Here is a 20,479-nt window from a genome sequence, read left to right on the forward strand (position 1 = left end):
CCTTGCGTCCGTTCACCGCAGATGTCCGCCGAACAGTCCAAGCAGACCGATGACGATCAGGTAGATGGCGACGATGTAATTGAGCAGTCGCGGCACGACAAGTATCAGAATGCCGGCGATCAGCGAGATGAGGGGTCCGGCACTGGTAATGATGGTCACGATGGCTCCAGGTAGTTGGCATGCTCGAGCGGCACTGTCTTGCGGGCGCCTTCAGGTTCCAGTGTGCTCACTTTCTTTCTAGGACGGTGCCACCGATCCAGATGTCGGACGATCTCCTATTCTGCGCGATGAAGCATGGTCTCAACGGCCCAATGTGAGGCGGAGATGCCTCTGGCACGATGCTACGGTGCCCTTTGTGCCCTCGAAGCGATCAATGCGATTCAGCGATGCGCGGGGTTGCGGCGTTGGTCGTCTCTTCTTACACCAGCAGGATGATTTTCTGCAGCAGGGCCGTCAGATCTCGACGCTGATCTATGATCAGGTGCACATAAATGGAGTCGCCCCTGACTTCATAGATAATCCGATTTTTTCCGCAATGTACTTCGCGGAATCTGTTCGCGGTTAGCCCACTGAGTTCATCGACAATGTGGCCGCATTCCGGAGACTCCCGGATGCGAGTGATGGACGCCTGGATCTCAGCATATGAGTCTTCCCAGACGGCCATGCCAAATGCGTCCACAACGTAGCGGCGAACTCGCTTCAGTTCGGCTTTACCGCTGTCGAGAAGCTTCGCCTTCAGCAATTGGGAGGCCATCAGCGCCGATTCTCTTGCCGGTCCAGTTCGTCCAGTTCTGCGAACACATCATCGATGTCGGAAAATTTTTCCTGGTCGATCTGCTTTTGCCCAAGGGCCAGAATCTTCAGCAGGGCCAATGTCTGCCGATCGGATTCGTAGCTGCGCACGTCCTGGACAACGAGCTTGGCTTCGCCGTTTTGGGTGATGATCAATGGTTCACCGGATTCAGCAAGGTCCTTGACAATCTGCGCGGCTTCGCTCTTGAGATAGCTGATCGGCTTGACGTGATCGGCGATTCGCATTGCACAGCTCCTGTAGGTGGGCATGACCAGACCGAATATAGTCCATTAACAGTCTCCGGTCAATTTCGCTGGGCTGTACGTTTCAGCGTAAGCGCAAGCGATCTGTAAAAAAAAACGCCAACCCATACACGGGTTGGCGTTTTGCTTGGGGTATTACGGGTATCAGAACTGGTTCATCGTGTTGTCCTTACCCGCCGCCTTCAGGGCCGCTTCGCCGCTGAAGTATTCCTTGTGGTCGTCACCGATGTCCGACCCCGACATGTTCTGGTGCTTGACGCAGGCGATGCCCTGACGGATTTCCTTGCGCTGCACGCCAGCCACATAACCCAGCATGCCCTGGTCGCCGAAGTATTCCTTGGCCAGGTTGTCGGTCGACAGCGCGGCGGTGTGGTAGGTCGGCAGCGTGATCAGGTGGTGGAAGATGCCAGCTTCGCGCGACGCGTCGGCCTGGAACGTGCGGATCTTTTCGTCGGCCAGCTTCGCCAGTTCGCTGTCATCGTATTCCACGCTCATCAGCTGGGTGCGGTCGTAGGCCGACACATCCTTGCCCGCGGCCTTCATCGCGTCATATGCCTGCTGGCGGAAATTCAGCGTCCAGTTGAACGACGGGCTGTTGTTGTACACCAGCTTGGCGTTCGGGATGACCTTGCGGATCTCGCTGACCATGCCGCCGATCTGGGCGATATGCGGCTTTTCGGTTTCGATCCACAGCAGGTCGGCGCCGTTTTGCAGTGCGGTGACGCAGTCCAGTACGCAGCGCGCTTCGCCCGTGCCGGCGCGGAACTGGAACAGGTTGCTGGGCAGGCGCTTCGGACGCAGCAGCTTGCCGTCGCGCTTGATGATGACGTCACCGTTGCCCAGTTGGTCGGCCGACAGCTCTTCGCAATCCAGGAACGAGTTGTACTGGTCGCCCAGGTCGCCCGGCGTATGGGTCACGGCGATCTGCTTGGTCAGGCCGGCGCCCAGCGAGTCGGTACGGGCCACGATGATGCCGTCGTCCACGCCCAGCTCCAGGAAGGCGTAGCGGATGGCGCGGATCTTGGCCAGGAAGTCCTCGTGCGGCACGGTGACCTTGCCATCCTGGTGGCCGCACTGTTTCTCGTCGGACACCTGGTTTTCGATCTGGATGCAGCATGCGCCGGCTTCGATGAACTGCTTGGCCAGCAGGTACGTGGCTTCGGCGTTGCCGAAACCCGCGTCGATGTCGGCGATGATGGGCACGACGTGGGTGACGTGGTTGTCGATCTTTGCCTGGATCGCGGCCTTGGCGGCGCCCTGGGCAGCGTCCAGCTCGCGGAACAGGCCGCCCAGTTCACGGGCGTCGGCCTGGCGCAGGAAGGTGTACAGCTCGCGGATCAGCGCGCTGACGGAAGTCTTCTCGTGCATCGACTGGTCCGGCAGCGGGCCGAACTCGGAGCGCAGTGCAGCCACCATCCAGCCCGACAGGTAAAGGTAGCGGCGCTCGGTGCTGTTGAAGTGCTTCTTGATGGAGATCATCTTCTGCTGGCCGATGAAACCGTGCCAGCAGCCCAGCGACTGGGTGTACTTGGACGAGTCTGCGTCGTAGGCGGCCATGTCGGCGCGCATGATCTTGGCCGTGTACTTGGCGATGTCCAGGCCCGTCTTGAACTTGTTCTGGGCGCGCATGCGGGCGGCATACTCGGGATTGATCGCGTTCCACGCGCTGCCGTGGTTCTCTTTCAAAGCCGCAACTGCCTTGATGTCGTCTTGATACTGGGCCATGTGAATTTCCTAGGGGTAGGGAGCGTTTGAAAACTGATCGAGTTTGCCGCTACGGATATCGAAGCAAGCAGCGTGGACTTATTGTAGGGCCTTCTTGATGCGTTGCGGCAAGGTCTTATATAAGACATAAGAGTTAGTTTTTCCTTATTTTTCAATGAGATAGGCATCAAGTTTTGCGATGTGGAACACGTTTTCAGCAAACGAAAAGGCTCGCTGGGAAAATTCGAAGGACATTCCGTAATGTGAAACGCGCTTTCAGTGACTGGAGGAGGAGGGAACGCGGCCGCGGCCTCCCGCACCCTGGCGAAGGGGCAAACCTTCGGCACGACGTCCGAATTCGGGAGTTCCATCGAGTGCGTGACGGGGAAGGCGTGGATCGCGCATGACGGCGATCCCAAAGACATCGTGCTCGAAGCGAGCCAGCCTGCATTGGATGGTAAGGAACCATAAAGACAAGCGGCTTACCTGATCTTTTTTGCCTTGGCCGTCAACGACTGGAAGTCATAGGGCTTATCCGCGACTCGCCGCTCGATGGCAGGTCTGGACGAACCGGCAAGAAGTGTGCATGCGGAGCAGCCAATGAGATTGCGGGCGTCCGAATGTTCCCGAGGAACTCATGCGCTGCCCCGTCGCAAGACGAACTTACTTCAGGTGAATGAGGACTGATCCCTCCGTTAGCTCCGGCGCGCCCACGCCCGTGCTTCCGGCGTTCTTGGCTACCCATTCCCGCGCCTTTTGCACGCTTTCGTCAATGCCCGCCTTGTCCTGACATACCGTCACCGAGAATCCGCCATCGCCGCTGCGAGCGAGGGTGTAGCCGACAAAGCCTTTGACCGAGCGCATCAGTTCTTCGACCTCATCCGTACGCGTTTCCAGCAAGTCGAACAACTCCTTTGCACCTCTTCCGGAAAATCTCCTTATCACTGTTTGCATGTTCGGATCCTCCTGTTTGATGGACCGACGAGACGGGCATGCCGCTTGGAGCGTGTAGCGGCTCCTTCCGACAGCGGGTCGGGCGGAAAGCAACTGAGAAGGCCGCGTACCTCATAATCGCGACCCTCACCTAGTGTAGTAACTGTGCGGTCGTGGTATGCCTGCGAAGCGGCGCGAATTCCTGATGGCATCAGTCAGCGTCCGCAAGAGGGGTTGCCCACCGGAGGCTTGATCAGGTGCGCGTGGTCGTCGATCCACTGCGAGTTAGATGTTGAAGGGCAGGCCTTGGAGCCAACACATGCAAGCAATGGAAAGGAACCCTGCACATCGCCAGCCAGACAGCGCTTCCGGACCCGTCATTCGCGCTCCGCATTGTGAACGACTGAAGTTCGGCGTTGTCGCGGTAGGAGCTCACCGCACCACGACAGGCGCTTGCAGCACCCACTCGCCATTGCCACGTCGTATTTCCAGCCAGAGATCCTGGGGCCGCGGCGGAGTTATCTCGAAATCGTAGGTTTCCCCGACCGAAATCAGTTGCCGAGCCGGCCGGAGAACCCTTTGCTCCGGGGGCAAGCGCGCACCGTCTTTGGCGACGGGCTTCCATGTCGCAAGATCGGACCGATCGATCAGGAAGGCCGTCAGCACGGAGTTGTTCGCGGTGATGTTGATGAGACGAAGCCGGTTCGGCACACCGGCGCGGAGCCGGATTGGCGCGGGCGTCGCGCGCCCGTTCAGGGCAAAGGGCTCGCGTTCGCCTTGTGTCAGCACACCGTTGAGTCCGATGACGATGATGTGGTCGGTAGACGGGTCATATCGTTCGCCCGGCTCCAGCACGAGCAGCGCGCCGTACAGTCCGCCTGCAAGCTGAGCCTCGTCGTGCCAATGCGTGTGGTAGATGAACGTTCCGGCGCGCGGTGGCGTGAACCTGGCCACGAAGGACCCGCCGGGAGTGATCGGCGGAGCGAGCCTGGCGCCTTGGCCGCCAAAACCGGGGACGCCATCGTAGTAACTTTCGATTTCAATGCCGTGCCAGTGCATTGCCGTGGACTCCGAAAGCCGGTTCACGATCTCGATCTCTACGGGCTCTCCCCGATACAGCACCAGGACCGGTCCGGGGACCGGCCCGGAATCGAGCCGCGGCGCATCCGCGCCAGCCAGGTCAATCCGATAGCCCGAGCGCTCGCCATAGCGATGGGGCTCCTCGTGCAGGACGAGCGACAGCCTTCGCGGTGCGGCCGCAGATGCATCGGAGGCGGAGCCGTCGATCTCGATGCCCAGCACGAGCCCCGCCATCCCGGCGGCATGATCGTCGCCATGGGTCGCGTGGGCATCGAACCCGGGCTGGGTCATGTGCTCGACCATGTGACAGTGAAACAGCCAGTTCCCTGGGCGGGTCGGCGTCCACGACAGCGCAAAGGTGCGGCCCGGGCCGACGAACTCCGTGACTTCAGTGCGCCGTTGCTCTTCGGCCAAAGCCCGATCGACGCTGCCGTCGCCAACCGAGTCCAGCTTGAAATGAAAGCCATGCAGGTGCATTGCATGTCCGATATTCGACAGATTGACGATCCTCCAGCGAACCGCATCGCCTGCGTGATAGCGAAGCCTCGGCGTATGCGGCCACGACCAACCGTTTATCGCGAAGATCCGCACGTCCCGATCCGGGACCGCAACCTTGCGCGGGTCGTCGACCTCTGGCCGAGGCGCGTCGTAGCTGGAGATCACGAAGATTCTGTCGGGCGTTGCATCACCGCGCCGTTCCACGATGATGGCGCCGCCTAGCTGCGAATCACGGCGTGTTCTCTCGGCCAAGGTGGATGGCCCGGTAGATCCCCAATAGTGGTATGTGCCTGCGCCGTTCAGGACGAACCGGATGTTACGTGACTCGCCAGGGGGAATCGCGATGGGCTCGCAGGTCCCCGGTCGTGCGCACAGGCCGAACATGCTCAACTCCGACGACAGCGCGTTGCGCAGCGTCAGCTCGACGGTTGTGCCTTCCGGTACGCGGATGAGCGGCCCCGGCACCAGGAGGTCCTTGCCTTCTTCCGCAAAGGCCGCGACCTGCAAGGAAACGCCTCGGACCCCTTGCGGCCGCCAGGTGCCGATATCCGCGACCATGTGCAAATGGAGGACGTTCGCTTCGAGTCGGCCGGCTGGATGGGTGTTGTCATGGCTGACGATGGCCGCCATTACCGTCCCGGCCGCGAGCGCGGCTAACACGAACGCAATGCAACGGGTTGGCATCACATACCCTCCTCGCCAATTGCCAGCCTGAATGCAAACAGTCATTGGCTGACTGTGCTGACCTCTCTCGGAGTTGTCGGGCCGACCGGCGCCAGGTCCGTTGAGACCGGAGAAGCGCCATGGACGCGTTCATCGTTCCGGCCTCACCAGCGCTTTGCCTGGCACGGGGCGCAGCTGGTCAAATGTCGAAGTAGAGCTGGAACTCCCACGGGTGCGGCCGCAACTTCAACGTATCGATCTCGTGCGTGCGCTTGTAGTCAATCCAGGTACGAATCAGGTCTTCAGTGAAGACATCTCCCTTTCGCAGGAAAGTCGAGTCGGATTCCAGTGCGCAAAGCGACTCTTCGAGGGAGCCTGGAACCTGCCGGATACTGGCAGCTTCCTCCGGTGGCAGATCATAGATATTCTTGTCGATCGGGTCGCCGGGGTCTGTCTGGTTTTCAATGCCGTCAAGGCCGGCGAGCAGCATTGCCGAGAAGGCGAGGTAGGCATTGGCCGACGGGTCAGGACAGCGAAATTCAACGCGTCTGGCGCTTGGGGAATCCGAAACCATTGGAATCCTGGCTGCGGCAGACCGGTTGCGCTGCGACATGGCCAGATTGACAGGCGCCTCGTAGCCCGGCACCAGTCGCTTGTAGGAGTTTGTGCTCGGCGCGCAGAACGCCATCAGGGCGGGGGCGTGCCTGAGCAAGCCGCCTATGTACCACCGGCAGATCTGAGAGGTCTGCGCCCAACCGTCTTTGTCGTAGAAGAGGTTCTCGTCGCCGCGCCAGAGGCTCTGGTGGCAATGCATGCCGCTCGCGTTGTCGGCGAACAGGGGCTTGGGCATGAATGTGGCGACCTTGCCGTGGCGCCGTGCAACGTTCTTGCAGATGTATTTGTACATCATCACGTTGTCCGCCATGCGGGTCAGCGGTGCAAAGCGCATGTCGATTTCATTCTGGCCCGCGGTGGCTACCTCATGGTGATGCACCTCGACCTGGACGCCTGCCTGCATCAGCGCGAGCACGATTTCGGAGCGGATGTCCTGCAGCGTATCGCTTGGCGGCACGGGAAAGTATCCGCCCTTGTAGTGCTGCTTGTAGCCAAGATTGCCTCCGCCATAGGCGCCTTCGTCACGGCCCGAGGCCCAGTCGCCTTCGGCGGATTCGACATAGTAGTAGCCAGAGTGCTGGTCCTGCCCGAAGCGAATGGAGTCGAAAATAAAGAACTCCAGTTCGGGGCCCACGTAGCAAACCGTAGCAAGACCGGTTTGCTGGAGGTACAGCTCCGCCTTGCGTGCGATGTGGCGCGGATCGCGCGAATACGGCTGGTGCAGGACCGGGTCCAGCACGTCGCAGATCAGCGCCAGCGTTGGTGCCGTGCAAAACGGATCAATGAATGCCGTGGTCGGGTCGGGCCTGACCAGCATGTCGGACTCGTGTATTTCCTGGAACCCGCGAATGGAAGACCCGTCGAACCCGATGCCGGCCGAGAATAAATCGTCGGTGACTTCCGGCAGCGTGATCGAGAAATGCTGCCACACGCCGGGCAAGTCGGTGAACCTGAGATCTACGACCTGGATCGCATGCTTCCTGATCAGATCGACAACTTCACCGGGGTTTTGCGGCCGTGCTACGTGGTAGCTGCCGGGTTCTGTTGAGACCGTGCTCATGACTGCCTCCGTCGTCTGGCCCCGGAGAATAGTCCAACATTAGTCTGTCAAATTCCGATTGCAAAGTGCCTCGCGATGCCGTGCAGTCTTTTTTGAAACGGCTCTATATGTGAGATCCAGTTGCCATCAGGCAGTTTGCCGCAACACGGAAACTTGGAGGTAAGTGATGTACGACGATCTTTTGGGGGATCTTAGCGATTGCCTGGATCGAATTGTTGGTGGCGACATCAATCGTGAGCGCGAGGTGGCCGACCTGATCGAGCGCTGTATGGGAGCCATCGAGGCAGAAACGGGAGTGGTCGGCCCTGGCGAGCAACAGGAGCTCGTCAGGGCCCGCGCAGCCTGTGACAGCGGCTATCTCCGGCTTGCCCTTTCCTCTGCCAGGAAGGCGTTGGCGGCAAGCGAGCGGAGATTCATCCTACGACCGGCGTGACAGGAACATAAGGGCTGCCACCGCAATCACCGGCCCGACAGCAAGTGTCAGCAACGCAACCGAAAACGAATGCGTCTGCCCATAGAAGTAGCCCACCACGAGCGGCGACATGGCGCTGCCGGATTGCCAGATCGCATTGGTCAGGCCGGCGGCGGCACCGGCGGAGTTGCGGCCGGAAGCGTCGCTTACCTGGGCCATGAGCACGGGCGTATAACCGAATCCGACTGCGCCCAGCAAGGGGGCAATCAAGTAGAACTGGGTGATCGTGGAGCTCTGCCCGAACACCATCAGCATGACGGCAAATGCGGACAAGCACAGGATCGAGATCCGCTTGCGGGCGTTGCTGTGCAAGTCCGAAAGCCATCCGAGCACCGGCTTGGCGATGACTGCGCCTATGCCGAAGGTGGCCGCAATAGAACCCGCCGTCACCGGCGTAATCCCGTATTGCCTGGTCATCAGCGCATTGGCCCATGCCCCGAAACCCACGGTGGCCCACAAGCCGCCGCAGCCGGCAATGGCAAGCAGGATGAGGTTTCGGTGCTTCAGCAGCACCACGACGTCGGCAGCCTTGATGCGCGACATGGGCGGTTCTCCTTCGGGGGCGTCGCGCAAGACAAACCAGGCGACCGCCGCGCACGCCAGCGTAATCACTCCCAGCAGGCGAAAGGCGCTTTGCCAGCCATACCATTGCGAAATGGTCGGCACGGTGGCATTGGTGAGCACAATGGCCAGCGACGTGGCCGTCGTGTACAGGCCCATCGCGCGGCCGCGGTCCTTGCGGAACCACGCCGCGATGATCTTCATGCCGGCCGAATAGTCCGCGCCGGCGGCCAGTCCCATCGCGAACTGGATGGCGACGCCGGTCCACAAGGTATGCGCGAAGCCGAAGCAGAAAGTGAGCACGCCTAGCGGCACGAGTGCCAGGGTCAGCGTGGCGCGGCCGCCGAGCACATCGGTCAGGATGCCGCCCGCGATATTGGCGAGCACATAGCCGATATAGAACGCGGTAATGAATGCGCCGAGCATCGACACCGCCAGGCCCAGTGACTGACCGACCGGCGCGGCAACGCTGCTCCACGCCACGCGATCCACATAGCTGAGCAGGAACGCCGCCCAAACGACCGCCAGCACCACCCAGCGGTATCGTGATGCGTCGGCCTGGGCTGGCGATGCGGCGTCGACGGCCTTCTCCGCCATCGAAAGGCTTGTCTTCATGGTCTCCTCCATCGCGGGCGTGTGCGTGGGAGCGCTCCGCGTAGTATCAGGTGTATTGGGTACAGGTGTCCGCGAATATTTCCGTGGACGGCGGCTCGGTCGTCCGCTCTTCTTGCTGCATGGTTTCAACCGGTGGCAGTTGCCTGTCGTCACCGGGTATGGCTTACAGGTCCAGTACGAGCGTCCGCGACCTGGCGCGCGAGCAGCATGGTGTGAACTGATCGTTCCTCGCCTGCTCCTCGGGAGAGAGGTAGAGGTCACGGTGGTCGGGTTCGCCCTCGAGCACGCGTACCAGGCAGGTGCCGCAGACGCCCTGTCCGCAGGACACCGGCACTTCCACGCCGGCGTTGGCCAGAGCTTCCGCCACGGTTTGCTCGGCCGGGACGGCCACGGTCTTTCCCGAACTGGCGAGCTTCACCTCGAATGCGCCGCCGGCGGTATCGACGCTGGCTGCGAAGAACTCGTAGTGCAGGCGCTCCTCTGCCCAGCCAAGCCGGCGGGCCGTGTCGAGCACCGCGTCCATGAAGCCCTTCGGGCCGCAGACATACAGATGCACCTCGGCGCTGGCCTCGGCCAGCAGGGCCTGGATGTCAAGCCTCTGCGCCGGGTCTTCGTCATCGAAGTGGAACTGCACTCGCCCGGCATACGGCGCGCGCGCAAGATGATCGATGAAGGCGGCGTACCGTCGCGAGCGGGCGCAGTAGTGCATGGCAAACGGAAGTCCTTCGTCCGCCAGGGACTCCGCCATGCACAGCATCGGCGTGATGCCAATGCCGCCAGCCAGCAGCAGGTGCCGGCCGGCTTCCGGCTTGAGCGGGAAGTGATTGCGCGGTGTACCGATCTGCAGCGTGCTGCCTTCTTGTACGGCCTCGTGCATGGCGCGGGAACCACCGCGCGACTTTGCGTCGTTCAACACGGCAATCACATACCTGTGCTGCTCGGCAGGCGGATTGCACAGCGAATACTGCCGTGTCATGCCGCCCGGAGTGTGCACGTCGATGTGCGAACCGGCGGAGAACGGCGGCAGCGGTGCTCCGGCGGGGTCGGCCAGTTCGAAACTGCAGATGCCTTCCGCTTCCATCTGCTTGCGCACCACGCGCACGGTGAGTTGGGATGCACCCATGACGACCTCCTACATCACATGCAAGCCACCATCCACCATCAGCGTGGTGCCGGTGATGAACGAAGCCTCGTCGCTGGCCAGCCAGAGGATCGGCCAGGCAATCTCGTCGGGCGAGGCCCAGCGCCCGAGCAGCGAGGTGTCCTGACGCTGCCCCTTGAGCACGTCCAGGCTCTTGCCGGCAGCCTCGGCGCGGCCGATATGGAAGTCCGTCAGGGTCGAGCCCGGGCACACCGCGTTGGCCCGCACGCCATGCGCCGCTTCCTCGAAGGCGAGGGTCCGCGTCATGGCCAGCATGCCCGCCTTGGTGGCGTCATACAGGCCCATGCCCTTGCGGCCGGTCACGGCGTAACAGGACGAGACGTTGACGATGCTTCCCCGGCCGGCGGCCCGCAGCAGCGGCAGCGCGGCCTTGCAATAGTTCGATGTGCCCACCAGGTTGACATCGACCATGGCGTGCCACGCTTGCGGCGTCGCATCCGCCATCGCCGAATAGTTGCGCATGGCGGCGTTGTTCACCAGCACGTCCAGCCCGCCGAACTTGTCCGCCGCTTGCCGCACGGCGCGCTCGGCCTGCGCCGGGTCATTCACGTTGGCCACCACGGTCTGCAGCGAGGCTTGCGGGAGCCGCGCGGCAATGGCCGCGGCGGTGCGTTCCAGTGCTTCGGCGCTGGCGTCGACCAGCATCACCGCAGCACCCGCCGCGCAGAACAGGCTGGCGGTAGCGGCACCGATGCCGCCTCCGCCGCCCGTGATCAGGGCGCGCTTGCCCTGGAGTCGGTTGCGATATTCCATCGTGGCGCTCTTATACGGAGTAGACCGGCTGGTCCTTGCCATCGTCCAGGTGCACGCGGGCCCAGTCCTGCGGCTTCTGGTCCTTGGGCAGCAGCACACCGGCGGCGCGCACGCGCTGGGCACTGGCGTCCAGCGCGGGCGGCTCGACATCGCCCTGCATGTTCGTCGCGGCCTCGTACAGCATGCGGCGGCACATCACGATGGCGCGGTCGGTGGGCAGCAGCTTCTCTTTGCTATGGTCCTGGATCGGGCCCATGCTTTCCTGCAGCGACGAATCCTGCACCGCAAAGCCGAACACGCCCGAATACGCGCGTTTCTCCTTCTGCGCCTGGCGGTCGATCAGGTAGTCGTTGTCCTTGTTGGCCTTGGTGCGCCACGTGCCTTCTTCATATTCGTTGTGAATGCCCTTGCCGGCCTTCATGTCGGCCAGCTCCTGCTCAGTGAGCGGGCGATCGGGGCGGAAATTGATACTCCAGGCCCAGCAGTTGTGGTCGTCGATGGGCACCCATACGTGGCCGCCGAGCGCGTGCTCGCCAAACGGCGGAATCAGCGTGTACCACGGGAACAGCCACTGCGTGATGCGGTAGTAGTAGGTGTCCGCGTCGCCGTTGCGGCGGCCGAACAGCGTGAGGCCGACCGGCGTCTTCTCGATGTCGAAGATCACGTTGCCGTCGGCCTTGATGTACTTCAGCGCCTCGGTGCCCTGGTGCATGGGATCGTCGTCGACCTCGTAGCGGTGCACGTACGACACGTGGCTGGTGTCGATGCCGCCTTCCATGGCCTGCAGGTAATTGCTTTCCTGCAGCCGCTTGGAGACGTACACGTGGCTCTCCGGCAGGTTGCACCACTCCACGTCGGGCGGGACGGGCTGCTTGTCCTTTGGGCCCAGGTAGGCCCAGACGATGCCCGCGCGCTCGATGCATGGATACGCCTTGACACCCATGTGCTTGCAAGCTTGTGGTGCCGAAGGCACATCCACGCACTTGCCGTCCCGGTCGAACTTGAGGCCGTGGTAGGCGCAGCGAATGCCGTTCTCTTCATTGCGGCCGAAATACAGCGACACACCACGGTGCGAACAGAACTCGTCGATCAGTGCGGCCTTGCCCTCGGTATCGCGGAACGCCAGCAGCTTTTCACCCAGAAGCTGCACGCGGACGGGCGGGCAGTCCGGCTCGGCGATTTCGCTCACCAACAGCGCCGGCACCCAGTACCGACGCATCAGCTCGCCCATTGCGGTACCGGGGCCCGTCCGCACCAAAGTTTCCGACATCTGCTTGTCCATCTCCACTTCCTCCTTGCTGTGTCCATCTAGTGAGATTGAAATCCATTCTACGGACAAATTGACAAAGGTCAAGATCGACTTTGAATACAATGGCGAAGATGAAAAATTTAGAAATGACGGGAACAGATCACATGGAAGTCGAAAAGAACCAGGACAGCGTGCGCGCCGTGGACCGCGCGCTGGACATCCTTCTCGCATTCCGTCCGGGCGACGAGGCCCTGACGGTGGCGGACCTGCTCAAGCGGGTCGATCTGAGCCGGCCGACGCTGTACCGCCTGCTCAATGCGCTCGAGCACAACGGATTTCTGGTGTCGTTCGGGGAGCCGCAGCGCTTCCGGCTGGGGAGTTCGGTGGCGCGATTGACCTACGTGTGGGCGGCGAGCCATCGGATTGCCGATATCGCACAAGCCCCGCTACGCCGCCTGTGGGAGGCGACGGGAGAAACCGTGGCGCTGTTCGTACCGGAGGGCGCGTACCGCGTGTGCGTGGCCGAAATCGAGAGCGTGCAACCCTTGAGCTTCCGCCGTGGCCTGGGATATCGGGAGAAGCTGGCATTAGGCGCCAGCGGGCGCGCAATCCTCGCGCATATGGACGGTGGCGCTGCAGCACCGCTCGATGCCACGGTCGATCCGGCCGAGCTGGCCGCCATTCGCCAGCGTGGCTACGCGGTCAGCCGCAACGAACTGATCGAAGGCGCCGTCGCATTGGCGGCGCCGTTCTTCAACGGCGCGGATCGGGTCGCGGGCTCGCTATGCATCTTTGGCCCTGGCGTGCGGCTGACGGAGGACAAGGTGTCTGCGTTCGGCCGCTTGCTGGTCACTGAGGCGGCAACGCTTTCTAAGGCGCTCGGGCAGTGATTCGCCTGAGGCGACCCGGTAGCCAGAGCACCTTCGGTCGATGGCACAGGTCCCAGCCATCTCTGGGTAGGGACCCTGTGTATCGCTGTCAGGCCTTGGCGAAGGTGTCAGCGGACATCACCTCAAGCGCAACGAAGGGTTGATCGCCTTCAACCCAGGCTTCGTGTCCTGGCGGGATCGTGTAGGAATCGCCAGCGCTTATCGTCTTCTCGGTCCCGTCCTTCATTCGAACCGTAAGACGGCCGGATACCGCATAGCCCACGTGGGAGGCCTGGCATTGGTCGGTCTTCACGACCGGCTTGATGCACTCCGACCACCGCCATCCGGGTTCGAAATTGAATCGTCCAATCGTGAAACCTTCGAGTTGGACAACCTCGATTCGGGTCTTCGCAGGGGCGCGAACTTCGTCGGGCGACGCGTGGGATTTCACTTCAAATCTTGTTACGGCGACTGGGGCTCCCATGTCTTCACCTCCATCTGTCCGGTATGGTCAGTTGCCACTGACCGGGATCACACCGCCAGAGAAACTGTTGCCGGTTCGACTGGCACTGCCCGGCGGTGACAATCCAAATCTAGTACAGACCGCAAGCCGGTGCGGATTCAAGAATGTCGGCGGCCGAACAGGTCGGAGCGGCAATCACCAACGGAGCATCCGTGGCCCGAGCATCGCGCCGATGGCAGTCGGGACCAGCATGCCGAGCACGTACCAGACGCCCCAGAACGCGACGCCCATCTCCGGGCAGTGAAGGCAGTACACCAGGGTCGCTACGGCACCGGAGAGCAGGCCGCCCACGGCGCCGGCCAGCCGCAATCGCGTCGGAGCCAGTCCGCGCAATGCCCAGAACACGGCAATGAATACGGGCACGGACAGCACGGCGATATTGAACGGGCAGACGCGCCAGGTCTGTCCTAACACCGCTGCGGCGCGTTCACCAGCGGGCGTTTGCGTGATGACATGGATGGCACCGATCCAGACGGCGGCGAAGGGTACGGAAACACCAAGCCAGCCGGCACCGATTGCCATCCCGGGACGCGCCAGCCGTGTCGTTATCCACAAGGCGCCAAACAGCAGCGAGAGCGGCAGCGCCACCTTGGCCCAGAACAGCGGGGTGACGGCGACGTCGGCCAGGTCGGGGCGGATATGCAGCGTGGCGGCCATCAGCAAGGTTGCCAATGCCGCGCCCGTCGTCACCGCGATGCCAAAACGACGGCTGACCACATGCCGGTCGACTGGCGTGACGCCCGTGGCAAGCATGGAAATCAGGTCGTTCGTTCTCATCGCGTTCCTCGAATCTTCGCCGCGAGCGCCTTCAGCCCGCGATGCACGCCCACCTTCACCGCCGATTCCGACATCCCGGTCATCTGCGCGGCCTCGCTGACGGATAGTCCCTCCAGCTTGACGTACACGATCGGCAGGCGCTGACGGTCCGGCAACTGGTCAAGCAGCAGGTTCAGGTCGCGCTTCGCTTGCGCCGGCTCGAGGTCGGGCGCTGCCAGCACCTCCTCCGCCGCGTCCAGCGGCTCGCTCAGTGCATCGTGCCGCGCATGCGCGCGAAAATGGTCGGCGAGCTTGTACCGGGCGATCGCGTACACCCACGCCGTGAGCGGCTGTCCCGGCAGGTAGGTATGGCGCGCGTTGTGCACGGCCAGCAGGACTTCCTGGACCAGATCCTCGACGTCACCCGCTTGCTGCGGAAGCCGGTTGCGGAAATAGCCGCGCAGCATCGCGCCCAATTCGGTGAGGAATTGCGCATACGCCACCTGGTCGCCCGCCAACCCGCCCGTAAAGAGACCGAGCAGGCGAGACTCCCGCTTTTTCAGCGCATCCTGTTCGACAGTTCGCTCCATCGGTCGCGTTGGTTACACCGGGCCCTGTTGATTGCGTGGATTCTACGACGCGGCGGCGGTCATGTGTGTTGCAAGGCGCATTGCCGACAAGTCGGTTCCGTCACCAGAAGCACCGCACGCCGGCAGGAAAATTCTCCGAATGCTGTAACCGGACGTGCCGCCGCGGCGAATTTCCCATCAGACGCACACATACCGTGTGAATCTGGCGCCCGCCTGGCATGGCAGGCGCGATGTTCGGTCAACCGGGACGCTCCCGGTCCATCGCAAGGCAACGAGGAGTCAAAATGAACAAGATCGCAATCGCCGTGGTTTCCGCCGCGTTCCTGATGTCTGGCACCGCATTCGCCCAGACCGGCGGATCGATGGCCAAGGATTCGATGGCCAAAGATTCAATGTCGAAGGACAGCATGTCGAAGGACAGCATGTCGAAAGATGCAATGTCGAAAGATGCAATGTCCAAAGACGCAATGTCCAAGGACAACATGTCCAAGGACGGCATGCGCAAGGACAAGATGGGCAAATCGAAGTCGCACGACAAGATGGGCAAGGAAGGCGACGCCACGTCTGGCGGCATGAACAAGTAACACTGGAGCAAGCTCGACCTGGCACCATGCGCGGCATCCTGTTGCGCACGGTGCCAGGTTTCCGGAGGAGGTTGAAATGGGACCCTCGCAAGAAGCAGTCATGCCCCGAGCCGCGCCACGCACGATCCAGCCGCGCTGGGTGCGCATCACACACTGGCTCAATGCGCTGGCCGCCATCGTGATGATGCTGTCGGGCTGGCGCATCTACAACGCTTCACCGGTCTTCGCCGGGTTCCGCTTCCCTGGCGACATTACGCTGGGCGGATGGCTGGGCGGAGCGCTGCTATGGCATTTCGCGGCCATGTGGCTGCTGTTCTTCAATGGGCTGTTCTATCTGGCGATGAACATCGCCACGGGCCGGTTCGCCCGGAAGTTCTTTCCGCTGCGGCCGCGCGCCGTACTGGACGATCTGGTGGCCGCACTGCGAGGCCGTCTCTCTCATGCGGACCTCAGCCACTACAACGCCGTGCAGAAGCTCGCCTACCTGCTGGTGATGATCGTGCTGCTGGTGCTGGTGCTCTCCGGCATCGCCATCTGGAAGCCCGTGCAGTTCCCGCTGCTGCGCGAGATGATGGGCGGCTACGACTTCGCACGCGTGGTTCATTTCTGCGCCATGTCCCTGCTGGCCGCCTTTATCGTCGTGCATGTGGTGATGGTGGCGCTGGTGCCGCGCAGCCTGCTGACCATGATTCGCGGACGCTGACGTAACCTGGAGCCTGAATCGTGAAACCGAAACCTTCCAGACAAATGACGGTCGACCGCGAGTCGCTGATCATTGATGTGCGCCGCGAACTCGATTCACCGTCGCGGCGCCTGTTCGGCAAGCGCATCCTCACGCTCGGCGGCCTTGCCATGCTCACCGGCTGCAGCCTGAGCGACGATCCCTCGGTGGAGACCTTCCTCATGCGTGTTTCGCGCATGAACGACAAGGTACAGGCATGGCTGTTCGACCCGAACCGCCTCGCGCCGACCTATACGGAAGCGCAGATCACGCGCCCGTTTCCGTTCAACGCGTTCTACGGCATCGACGAGGTCACCGTGGTGAACGGCGACGACTTCCGGCTCAAGGTCGGTGGGCTAGTGCGGGATAAGAAGAGCTGGACCCTGGAAGAACTCTATGCCCTGCCCAAGGCCGAGCAGATCACGCGGCATATCTGCGTGGAGGGCTGGAGTGCGATCGGGCGGTGGGGCGGCACGCCGTTTGCCGGCTTCCTGCAGCGGATCGGCGCCGACACCACCGCGAAGTATGTGGGATTCCGCTGTGCCGACGACTATTACGAGAGCATCGACATGGCCACGGCGCTGCATCCGCAGACCTTGCTGACGTTCACGTATGACGGCGAGCGCCTGCCGCCCAAGTACGGCTATCCGATGAAGCTGCGGATGCCGACCAAGCTCGGCTACAAGAATCCGAAGCACATCATGGAACTGTTCGTCACCAACACTTACCCGGGCGGCTATTGGGAGGATCAGGGCTACAACTGGTTCGGCGGCTCTTGAGAAGCGCGGTGCCAGGCGAGCGCAATTGACCTGGCCACGAGCTTATACGCTACCAAGTAGCGTGCCATTCCCCACCCGCACGCGCTGCCCCACGCCGACGTCAGGTTGCTGGTGGTAGGTGACGACACGACTCGATCCGTCTTCCATGCGGACGCGCACCTGGTACTCCGTGTCGGCGCGCACGCGCTGCTCTACCATGTTGCCCGCTACGCCGCCACCCAGGGCACCGAGAACCGTTGCCACGATCCGACCGTTCCCCCCGCCGATCTGGTGGCCCAGCAGGCCGCCGGCCACTGCGCCGCCGACCGCGCCTAGCCCGGTGCCCTGGCCCGGCTGCGTGATCGGCGTGATGGCTTCGACCGTGCCGACGTCTTGGCTAGCTGCTGTCCTTTGTTGCCGCTCGGGATAGTGGCGCGGCTCCGGATTGTAGTCCGGCGCGGAGGCGTAGCGCGCAGCGGTCAGACCTGGATGAGGCACTCGATAAATGTGAGGCCTGGGCGAGACGGGCGTCGCGGGCTGGGGCGCGGCTGCAGCAGCCTGAGCAGTGGGTCCTGTTGGCGCCAGCGCGGCGGTTGCCGCAGCGGGTGTGCCAGCGCTGCCGTGGGCTGGGGGCAGTACGCCGGTCATCGCTGCGACACCCACCATGCTGACGACGATGACGGCGCCCGCAGCAGTAGCAATCAGCGGATGCAAACGATTTGATTGTTGGCTCGCGTTTTCCATTTCGGCCTCCGAAGTGAGCAAGCGTTGTTCTTCGGAATCAGTGTGGCCGACCGGGGAACTCGCGTCGAATCCGGTTGTAACAAACTTCGGGAGCGCAGCGCGTCGGCGCGTGGAAAATGCCTGCAGGCTCAGCGCCCCAGAGAGTCGCCAAGGCCCGGCTGGAAAGGCTTGACTGGCGGGAAGGGGAGACAGGAGGCCTCAGATTAGGCGGGGAAGATTTTACCGATACTTACACTCGGACGCGGCCGGCAGCGTGGCAATTTCGGCCGTATTGGCGGTGAAGAGTTTGTCTTTGCCACTGGTAGACCGCGTGCAGATTTCCCTTGTAGGAACAGTCATCACGCACGCGACCATGCGCGAAGCCCCGTGATGCCGTGTCTTATCGCGGATTGCCCGCCTGCTGTCAGGCCATTTCACTGGCAGCCTTGCCAGCCGGCGCGACTTCCGTCTCGTCGGTCACCGTGCTTTCCGCTATCGCGTTGTCGACTTCGGAAACCATGTCGCCCAGACCGATGACGACCGTGATATTCGGCGTCCAGTTCTTGCGGTCGGTGCTGGCCTCGGCAAACGTGGTCACCGTTGCGGTGTAGCCCTGCGCTTTGAGGTCGTCGGCTAGTCGTTGCGCGCGCGGTTCCAGCGCTGCTTGCGGATTGTCTTCATTGATGTCGAGTACCAGTCTGGTCTCGAATTCTTCCTTGCCCCTCTGGATTGCCGTTTGCATTGCCTTGAGCTGCTTGTTCGCGAGCGCGACGAGCTTGCTGTACCTGGATTCTTCCTGGCTGGCGCGCAGTGCCTTGGCGGCGTTGATGATTTCGGTGCGGTCCACGAACATGATTGCCTTTCGAGGTGGGGGGAGAGAAAGCACAGCGCCGCGCGGGCTTGACTCCAGGAGCCAGGTTTTCCGGGATGCGACGACAACTGTATAAATATACAGTGTTTGCCAGCTGACCGGCAAGGGTTGGCGTTTTTGATTTTCAAGAAATTTGAAGGCGCGCCTTGCCCAGAAGCGGCGCTCCTCGGAAATCATTGAGTCCCGCGCATAGTGGAGGACGAGGGGCCGACCGGCGCCTTCTGGCCGGCAAGCGGTGCGCATCGCGACATCCACTCGTCAATGTGGAGTATCACCTTCGCGCGGTGCCGCGACGGCTGCCTATACTTCCTATCGGACTGGGGACACGCCGCCCGGTCCCGGGGAAGTTGCCGCCCCGTCTAGTCGGCGACGCTGCCCAAAAGGGGACAAAATGGCAAAAGCAAGTCCCGCAGGTGCTATGGGGCGATGGGTCGCCCCTATGATCTTTGCACTCGCATTGCCCGTCTTCGCTCCCGCCATGAGCTATGCCCAGTCACCGGAAAGCGTAAAGCAGGCCATGGCATCACTGAAGGCCAAGACGGCCAAATTGGGCGTACCGGGGATTAAAGGAGAAGATGCTGTTGCAGGAAAACCCGTGCCAGCTTTGTACTTTGGCGCGACCAAGATGAACAACAACTTTGCCGTAGTCGATGAAGTCAAAAAGGAGCATGGCGGCACGGCAACATTGTTCGTCAAGAGCGGCGATGATTTCGTGCGCGTGGCGACGAATGTACAGAAGGACGATGGTTCGAGGGCGATTGGGACTGTCCTCGACCCCAAGGGCAAGGCCATCGGGGCAATACGCGGTGGTGGTGCCTACTATGGTGATGCCGACATCCTCGGCAAGCCATACATCACTGGATATGAGCCGATCCGCGATGCCAGTGGGGGTATCATCGGCATTTACTACGTAGGGTACCCGAAGACGCAATGAGCCACTGGACTGGGCCTCTAACGAGGCTCAGTCGCATTGCGGGTGCCTTGGCGCCGCAACACGACATGCGTGGCCTTTTCCGATGCTACGGATTCCACGCATTCGTATCCCAGGGCCCGCAAATCAACCCCTTCGAACAGCGACTCTCCCCGGCCGAGCAGGACCGGCGCGATAGCAATATGCAGTTCCTCAATGAGGCCCTCGCGAAGATACTGCCGGATCGTGTCCGGCCCGCCGCCGATCCGCACGTCCATTCCGGCAGCGGCCTCGCGCGCACGGTCGAGCGCTTCGCGAATGCCTCCTGTTATGAAGGTGAACGTCGTGCCGCCTTCCATCTCGATGGGGGGACGAGCATGATGGGTCAGGATGAAGACGGGAACGTGATACGGTGGATTATCTCCCCACCAGCCTTTCCAGTTGGTGTCCGGCCAGTCCCCGCGAATGGGTCCGAACATATTCCTCCCTAGAATCCAGGCCCCGACATTGCGAAAGCCACGGGCGGCGAACTCGTCGTCAACCGCGGTCGTACCCTCGTCCTTGCCGAACAAGGCCCGCTGGAACGTGCGTGTCGGGACCAGCCACTGGTGCAGTTCCGTCCCGCCAATGCCGAGCGGATTATTGATGTCTTGATTCGGGCCGGCCCCGTATCCGTCGAGCGAAATGGTGAAGCCCTCAACGCGAACTCGTGTCATCGTTTGCCTCCGTCATGTCATGGCTGCCGGGAAGGCG

General features: G+C 62.1%; 24 protein-coding genes and 1 pseudogene. 7 read left to right on the top strand and 18 right to left on the bottom strand.

What is annotated here, in order from left to right; all coding sequences use genetic code 11:
- Window positions 1-12 precede the first annotated feature (12 nt).
- From AC3FNH_RS17775 to AC3FNH_RS17790, 4 genes are all read right to left on the bottom strand, one after another.
- Complete coding sequence (locus tag AC3FNH_RS17775; protein WP_082016388.1) at window positions 13-159, bottom strand: DUF3096 domain-containing protein; 147 nt, start codon at window positions 157-159, stop codon at window positions 13-15.
- 259 nt (window positions 160-418) lie between these two features.
- Window positions 419-754 carry a type II toxin-antitoxin system RelE/ParE family toxin gene (locus AC3FNH_RS17780; protein WP_488721017.1) on the bottom strand — a complete coding sequence of 112 codons (336 nt, stop codon included), beginning with the start codon at window positions 752-754 and terminating at the stop codon, window positions 419-421.
- On the bottom strand, window positions 754-1,038 hold the full coding sequence (locus AC3FNH_RS17785; RefSeq protein WP_488721018.1) for a type II toxin-antitoxin system Phd/YefM family antitoxin: 285 nt from the start codon (window positions 1,036-1,038) through the stop codon (window positions 754-756). The genes AC3FNH_RS17780 and AC3FNH_RS17785 overlap by 1 nt, the downstream gene beginning before the upstream one ends.
- 162 nt (window positions 1,039-1,200) lie before the next feature.
- Entirely contained in the window at window positions 1,201-2,781 is a 1,581-nt protein-coding gene (locus tag AC3FNH_RS17790) for an isocitrate lyase (protein WP_276103146.1), read from the bottom strand.
- 258 nt (window positions 2,782-3,039) lie between these two features.
- Between AC3FNH_RS17790 and AC3FNH_RS17795 the strand changes: the two genes are divergently transcribed.
- The gene (locus AC3FNH_RS17795) at window positions 3,040-3,231 is read left to right on the top strand and encodes a DUF2917 domain-containing protein (protein ID WP_488721019.1); all 192 of its coding nucleotides are present in this window, start codon (window positions 3,040-3,042) and stop codon (window positions 3,229-3,231) included.
- A gap of 192 nt (window positions 3,232-3,423) precedes the next feature.
- Here the strand turns inward: AC3FNH_RS17795 and AC3FNH_RS17800 are convergent, their stop codons facing one another.
- The 3 genes from AC3FNH_RS17800 to glnA form a co-directional block, all read right to left on the bottom strand.
- Window positions 3,424-3,714: a hypothetical protein gene (locus tag AC3FNH_RS17800; protein ID WP_276103148.1), complete on the bottom strand. Its 291-nt coding sequence runs from the start codon at window positions 3,712-3,714 to the stop codon at window positions 3,424-3,426.
- 411 nt (window positions 3,715-4,125) lie between these two features.
- Complete coding sequence (locus AC3FNH_RS17805) at window positions 4,126-5,955, bottom strand: multicopper oxidase domain-containing protein (protein ID WP_488721020.1); 1,830 nt, start codon at window positions 5,953-5,955, stop codon at window positions 4,126-4,128.
- A 178-nt stretch (window positions 5,956-6,133) separates the two neighbouring features.
- Entirely contained in the window at window positions 6,134-7,609 is a 1,476-nt protein-coding gene (gene glnA / locus AC3FNH_RS17810; RefSeq protein WP_488721021.1) for a type I glutamate--ammonia ligase, read from the bottom strand.
- Window positions 7,610-7,775: 166 nt separating this feature from the next.
- On the opposite strand from glnA, the gene AC3FNH_RS17815 reads away from it, so the two are divergent.
- The gene (locus AC3FNH_RS17815) at window positions 7,776-8,042 is read left to right on the top strand and encodes a hypothetical protein (RefSeq protein ID WP_276103151.1); all 267 of its coding nucleotides are present in this window, start codon (window positions 7,776-7,778) and stop codon (window positions 8,040-8,042) included.
- Here the strand turns inward: AC3FNH_RS17815 and AC3FNH_RS17820 are convergent.
- The 4 genes from AC3FNH_RS17820 to AC3FNH_RS17835 all read right to left on the bottom strand — a co-directional run bounded on the left by AC3FNH_RS17820 (window position 8,028) and on the right by AC3FNH_RS17835 (window position 12,454).
- A complete protein-coding gene (locus AC3FNH_RS17820; RefSeq protein ID WP_488721022.1) occupies window positions 8,028-9,257 on the bottom strand; it encodes an MFS transporter in 1,230 nt (409 codons plus the stop codon). The two genes, AC3FNH_RS17815 and AC3FNH_RS17820, sit on opposite strands and share 15 nt — an antisense overlap.
- A 163-nt stretch (window positions 9,258-9,420) precedes the next feature.
- Entirely contained in the window at window positions 9,421-10,380 is a 960-nt protein-coding gene (locus AC3FNH_RS17825) for a PDR/VanB family oxidoreductase (protein WP_488721023.1), read from the bottom strand.
- A gap of 9 nt (window positions 10,381-10,389) precedes the next feature.
- A complete protein-coding gene (locus tag AC3FNH_RS17830) occupies window positions 10,390-11,172 on the bottom strand; it encodes an SDR family NAD(P)-dependent oxidoreductase (RefSeq protein WP_488721024.1) in 783 nt (260 codons plus the stop codon).
- A gap of 10 nt (window positions 11,173-11,182) precedes the next feature.
- The gene (locus tag AC3FNH_RS17835) at window positions 11,183-12,454 is read right to left on the bottom strand and encodes a Rieske 2Fe-2S domain-containing protein (RefSeq protein ID WP_488721025.1); all 1,272 of its coding nucleotides are present in this window, start codon (window positions 12,452-12,454) and stop codon (window positions 11,183-11,185) included.
- 131 nt (window positions 12,455-12,585) lie between these two features.
- Here AC3FNH_RS17835 and AC3FNH_RS17840 point away from each other — a divergent pair, with 131 nt between their 5' ends.
- A complete protein-coding gene (locus AC3FNH_RS17840) occupies window positions 12,586-13,311 on the top strand; it encodes an IclR family transcriptional regulator (protein WP_488721075.1) in 726 nt (241 codons plus the stop codon).
- Between the two features lie 88 nt (window positions 13,312-13,399).
- Here AC3FNH_RS17840 and AC3FNH_RS17845 read toward each other — a convergent pair whose 3' ends face one another.
- The 3 genes from AC3FNH_RS17845 to AC3FNH_RS17855 all read right to left on the bottom strand — a co-directional run bounded on the left by AC3FNH_RS17845 (window position 13,400) and on the right by AC3FNH_RS17855 (window position 15,159).
- Window positions 13,400-13,774, bottom strand: a complete 375-nt coding sequence (locus AC3FNH_RS17845) for a cupin domain-containing protein (protein ID WP_488721026.1) — start codon at window positions 13,772-13,774, stop codon at window positions 13,400-13,402.
- Window positions 13,775-13,948: 174 nt separating this feature from the next.
- Window positions 13,949-14,590: a DUF1109 domain-containing protein gene (locus tag AC3FNH_RS17850; RefSeq protein ID WP_488721027.1), complete on the bottom strand. Its 642-nt coding sequence runs from the start codon at window positions 14,588-14,590 to the stop codon at window positions 13,949-13,951.
- Window positions 14,587-15,159, bottom strand: coding sequence for a sigma-70 family RNA polymerase sigma factor (locus AC3FNH_RS17855; RefSeq protein ID WP_488721028.1), 573 nt, complete (start codon window positions 15,157-15,159; stop codon window positions 14,587-14,589). Before AC3FNH_RS17855 ends, AC3FNH_RS17850 begins: the two co-directional genes overlap by 4 nt.
- Window positions 15,160-15,389: 230 nt before the next feature.
- On the opposite strand from AC3FNH_RS17855, the pseudogene AC3FNH_RS17860 reads away from it, so the two are divergent.
- A pseudogene (locus AC3FNH_RS17860) lies at window positions 15,390-15,662 on the top strand (pentapeptide MXKDX repeat protein); the annotation flags it as partial.
- Here the strand turns inward: AC3FNH_RS17860 and AC3FNH_RS17865 are convergent.
- Window positions 15,549-15,920: a pentapeptide repeat-containing protein gene (locus AC3FNH_RS17865; protein WP_488721076.1), complete on the bottom strand. Its 372-nt coding sequence runs from the start codon at window positions 15,918-15,920 to the stop codon at window positions 15,549-15,551. The pseudogene AC3FNH_RS17860 and the gene AC3FNH_RS17865 overlap by 114 nt on opposite strands.
- Here AC3FNH_RS17865 and AC3FNH_RS17870 point away from each other — a divergent pair.
- On the top strand, window positions 15,820-16,446 hold the full coding sequence (locus AC3FNH_RS17870) for a cytochrome b/b6 domain-containing protein (protein WP_276100886.1): 627 nt from the start codon (window positions 15,820-15,822) through the stop codon (window positions 16,444-16,446). The two genes, AC3FNH_RS17865 and AC3FNH_RS17870, sit on opposite strands and share 101 nt — an antisense overlap.
- Before the next feature lie 44 nt (window positions 16,447-16,490).
- Complete coding sequence (locus AC3FNH_RS17875; RefSeq protein WP_276103180.1) at window positions 16,491-17,243, top strand: molybdopterin-dependent oxidoreductase; 753 nt, start codon at window positions 16,491-16,493, stop codon at window positions 17,241-17,243.
- Between the two features lie 42 nt (window positions 17,244-17,285).
- Here AC3FNH_RS17875 and AC3FNH_RS17880 read toward each other — a convergent pair whose 3' ends face one another.
- Both AC3FNH_RS17880 and AC3FNH_RS17885 read right to left on the bottom strand, forming a co-directional pair.
- Window positions 17,286-17,966, bottom strand: a complete 681-nt coding sequence (locus AC3FNH_RS17880) for a glycine zipper 2TM domain-containing protein (protein ID WP_488721029.1) — start codon at window positions 17,964-17,966, stop codon at window positions 17,286-17,288.
- A gap of 403 nt (window positions 17,967-18,369) precedes the next feature.
- Complete coding sequence (locus AC3FNH_RS17885; protein ID WP_488721030.1) at window positions 18,370-18,993, bottom strand: hypothetical protein; 624 nt, start codon at window positions 18,991-18,993, stop codon at window positions 18,370-18,372.
- A gap of 262 nt (window positions 18,994-19,255) precedes the next feature.
- Between AC3FNH_RS17885 and AC3FNH_RS17890 the strand changes: the two genes are divergently transcribed.
- Window positions 19,256-19,750 (top strand): Cache 3/Cache 2 fusion domain-containing protein, encoded by a 495-nt coding sequence (locus tag AC3FNH_RS17890; protein ID WP_488721031.1) that lies wholly within the window; start codon window positions 19,256-19,258, stop codon window positions 19,748-19,750.
- 17 nt (window positions 19,751-19,767) lie between these two features.
- Here the strand turns inward: AC3FNH_RS17890 and AC3FNH_RS17895 are convergent, their stop codons facing one another.
- On the bottom strand, window positions 19,768-20,442 hold the full coding sequence (locus AC3FNH_RS17895) for a dihydrofolate reductase family protein (protein WP_488721032.1): 675 nt from the start codon (window positions 20,440-20,442) through the stop codon (window positions 19,768-19,770).
- Window positions 20,443-20,479: the final 37 nt, after the last annotated feature.

This window comes from Cupriavidus sp. 22TCCZM01-5 (assembly GCF_057798915.1).

What these genes read in the sequence shown, in the direction of transcription:
- AC3FNH_RS17780 (WP_488721017.1), bottom strand. Translation starts at nt 754, where the DNA reads ATGGCCTCCCAATTGCTGAAGGCGAAGCTTCTCGACAGCGGTAAAGCC.
- AC3FNH_RS17785 (WP_488721018.1), bottom strand. Translation starts at nt 1,038, where the DNA reads ATGCGAATCGCCGATCACGTCAAGCCGATCAGCTATCTCAAGAGCGAA.
- AC3FNH_RS17790 (WP_276103146.1), bottom strand. Translation starts at nt 2,781, where the DNA reads ATGGCCCAGTATCAAGACGACATCAAGGCAGTTGCGGCTTTGAAAGAG.
- AC3FNH_RS17800 (WP_276103148.1), bottom strand. Translation starts at nt 3,714, where the DNA reads ATGCAAACAGTGATAAGGAGATTTTCCGGAAGAGGTGCAAAGGAGTTG.
- AC3FNH_RS17805 (WP_488721020.1), bottom strand. Translation starts at nt 5,955, where the DNA reads ATGCCAACCCGTTGCATTGCGTTCGTGTTAGCCGCGCTCGCGGCCGGG.
- glnA (WP_488721021.1), bottom strand. Translation starts at nt 7,609, where the DNA reads ATGAGCACGGTCTCAACAGAACCCGGCAGCTACCACGTAGCACGGCCG.
- AC3FNH_RS17815 (WP_276103151.1), top strand. Translation starts at nt 7,776, where the DNA reads ATGTACGACGATCTTTTGGGGGATCTTAGCGATTGCCTGGATCGAATT.
- AC3FNH_RS17820 (WP_488721022.1), bottom strand. Translation starts at nt 9,257, where the DNA reads ATGAAGACAAGCCTTTCGATGGCGGAGAAGGCCGTCGACGCCGCATCG.
- AC3FNH_RS17825 (WP_488721023.1), bottom strand. Translation starts at nt 10,380, where the DNA reads ATGGGTGCATCCCAACTCACCGTGCGCGTGGTGCGCAAGCAGATGGAA.
- AC3FNH_RS17830 (WP_488721024.1), bottom strand. Translation starts at nt 11,172, where the DNA reads ATGGAATATCGCAACCGACTCCAGGGCAAGCGCGCCCTGATCACGGGC.
- AC3FNH_RS17835 (WP_488721025.1), bottom strand. Translation starts at nt 12,454, where the DNA reads ATGGACAAGCAGATGTCGGAAACTTTGGTGCGGACGGGCCCCGGTACC.
- AC3FNH_RS17840 (WP_488721075.1), top strand. Translation starts at nt 12,586, where the DNA reads ATGGAAGTCGAAAAGAACCAGGACAGCGTGCGCGCCGTGGACCGCGCG.
- AC3FNH_RS17845 (WP_488721026.1), bottom strand. Translation starts at nt 13,774, where the DNA reads ATGGGAGCCCCAGTCGCCGTAACAAGATTTGAAGTGAAATCCCACGCG.
- AC3FNH_RS17850 (WP_488721027.1), bottom strand. Translation starts at nt 14,590, where the DNA reads ATGAGAACGAACGACCTGATTTCCATGCTTGCCACGGGCGTCACGCCA.
- AC3FNH_RS17855 (WP_488721028.1), bottom strand. Translation starts at nt 15,159, where the DNA reads ATGGAGCGAACTGTCGAACAGGATGCGCTGAAAAAGCGGGAGTCTCGC.
- AC3FNH_RS17870 (WP_276100886.1), top strand. Translation starts at nt 15,820, where the DNA reads ATGGGACCCTCGCAAGAAGCAGTCATGCCCCGAGCCGCGCCACGCACG.
- AC3FNH_RS17865 (WP_488721076.1), bottom strand. Translation starts at nt 15,920, where the DNA reads ATGGCGGCCAGCGCATTGAGCCAGTGTGTGATGCGCACCCAGCGCGGC.
- AC3FNH_RS17875 (WP_276103180.1), top strand. Translation starts at nt 16,491, where the DNA reads ATGACGGTCGACCGCGAGTCGCTGATCATTGATGTGCGCCGCGAACTC.
- AC3FNH_RS17880 (WP_488721029.1), bottom strand. Translation starts at nt 17,966, where the DNA reads ATGGAAAACGCGAGCCAACAATCAAATCGTTTGCATCCGCTGATTGCT.
- AC3FNH_RS17885 (WP_488721030.1), bottom strand. Translation starts at nt 18,993, where the DNA reads ATGATTTCCGAGGAGCGCCGCTTCTGGGCAAGGCGCGCCTTCAAATTT.
- AC3FNH_RS17890 (WP_488721031.1), top strand. Translation starts at nt 19,256, where the DNA reads ATGATCTTTGCACTCGCATTGCCCGTCTTCGCTCCCGCCATGAGCTAT.
- AC3FNH_RS17895 (WP_488721032.1), bottom strand. Translation starts at nt 20,442, where the DNA reads ATGACACGAGTTCGCGTTGAGGGCTTCACCATTTCGCTCGACGGATAC.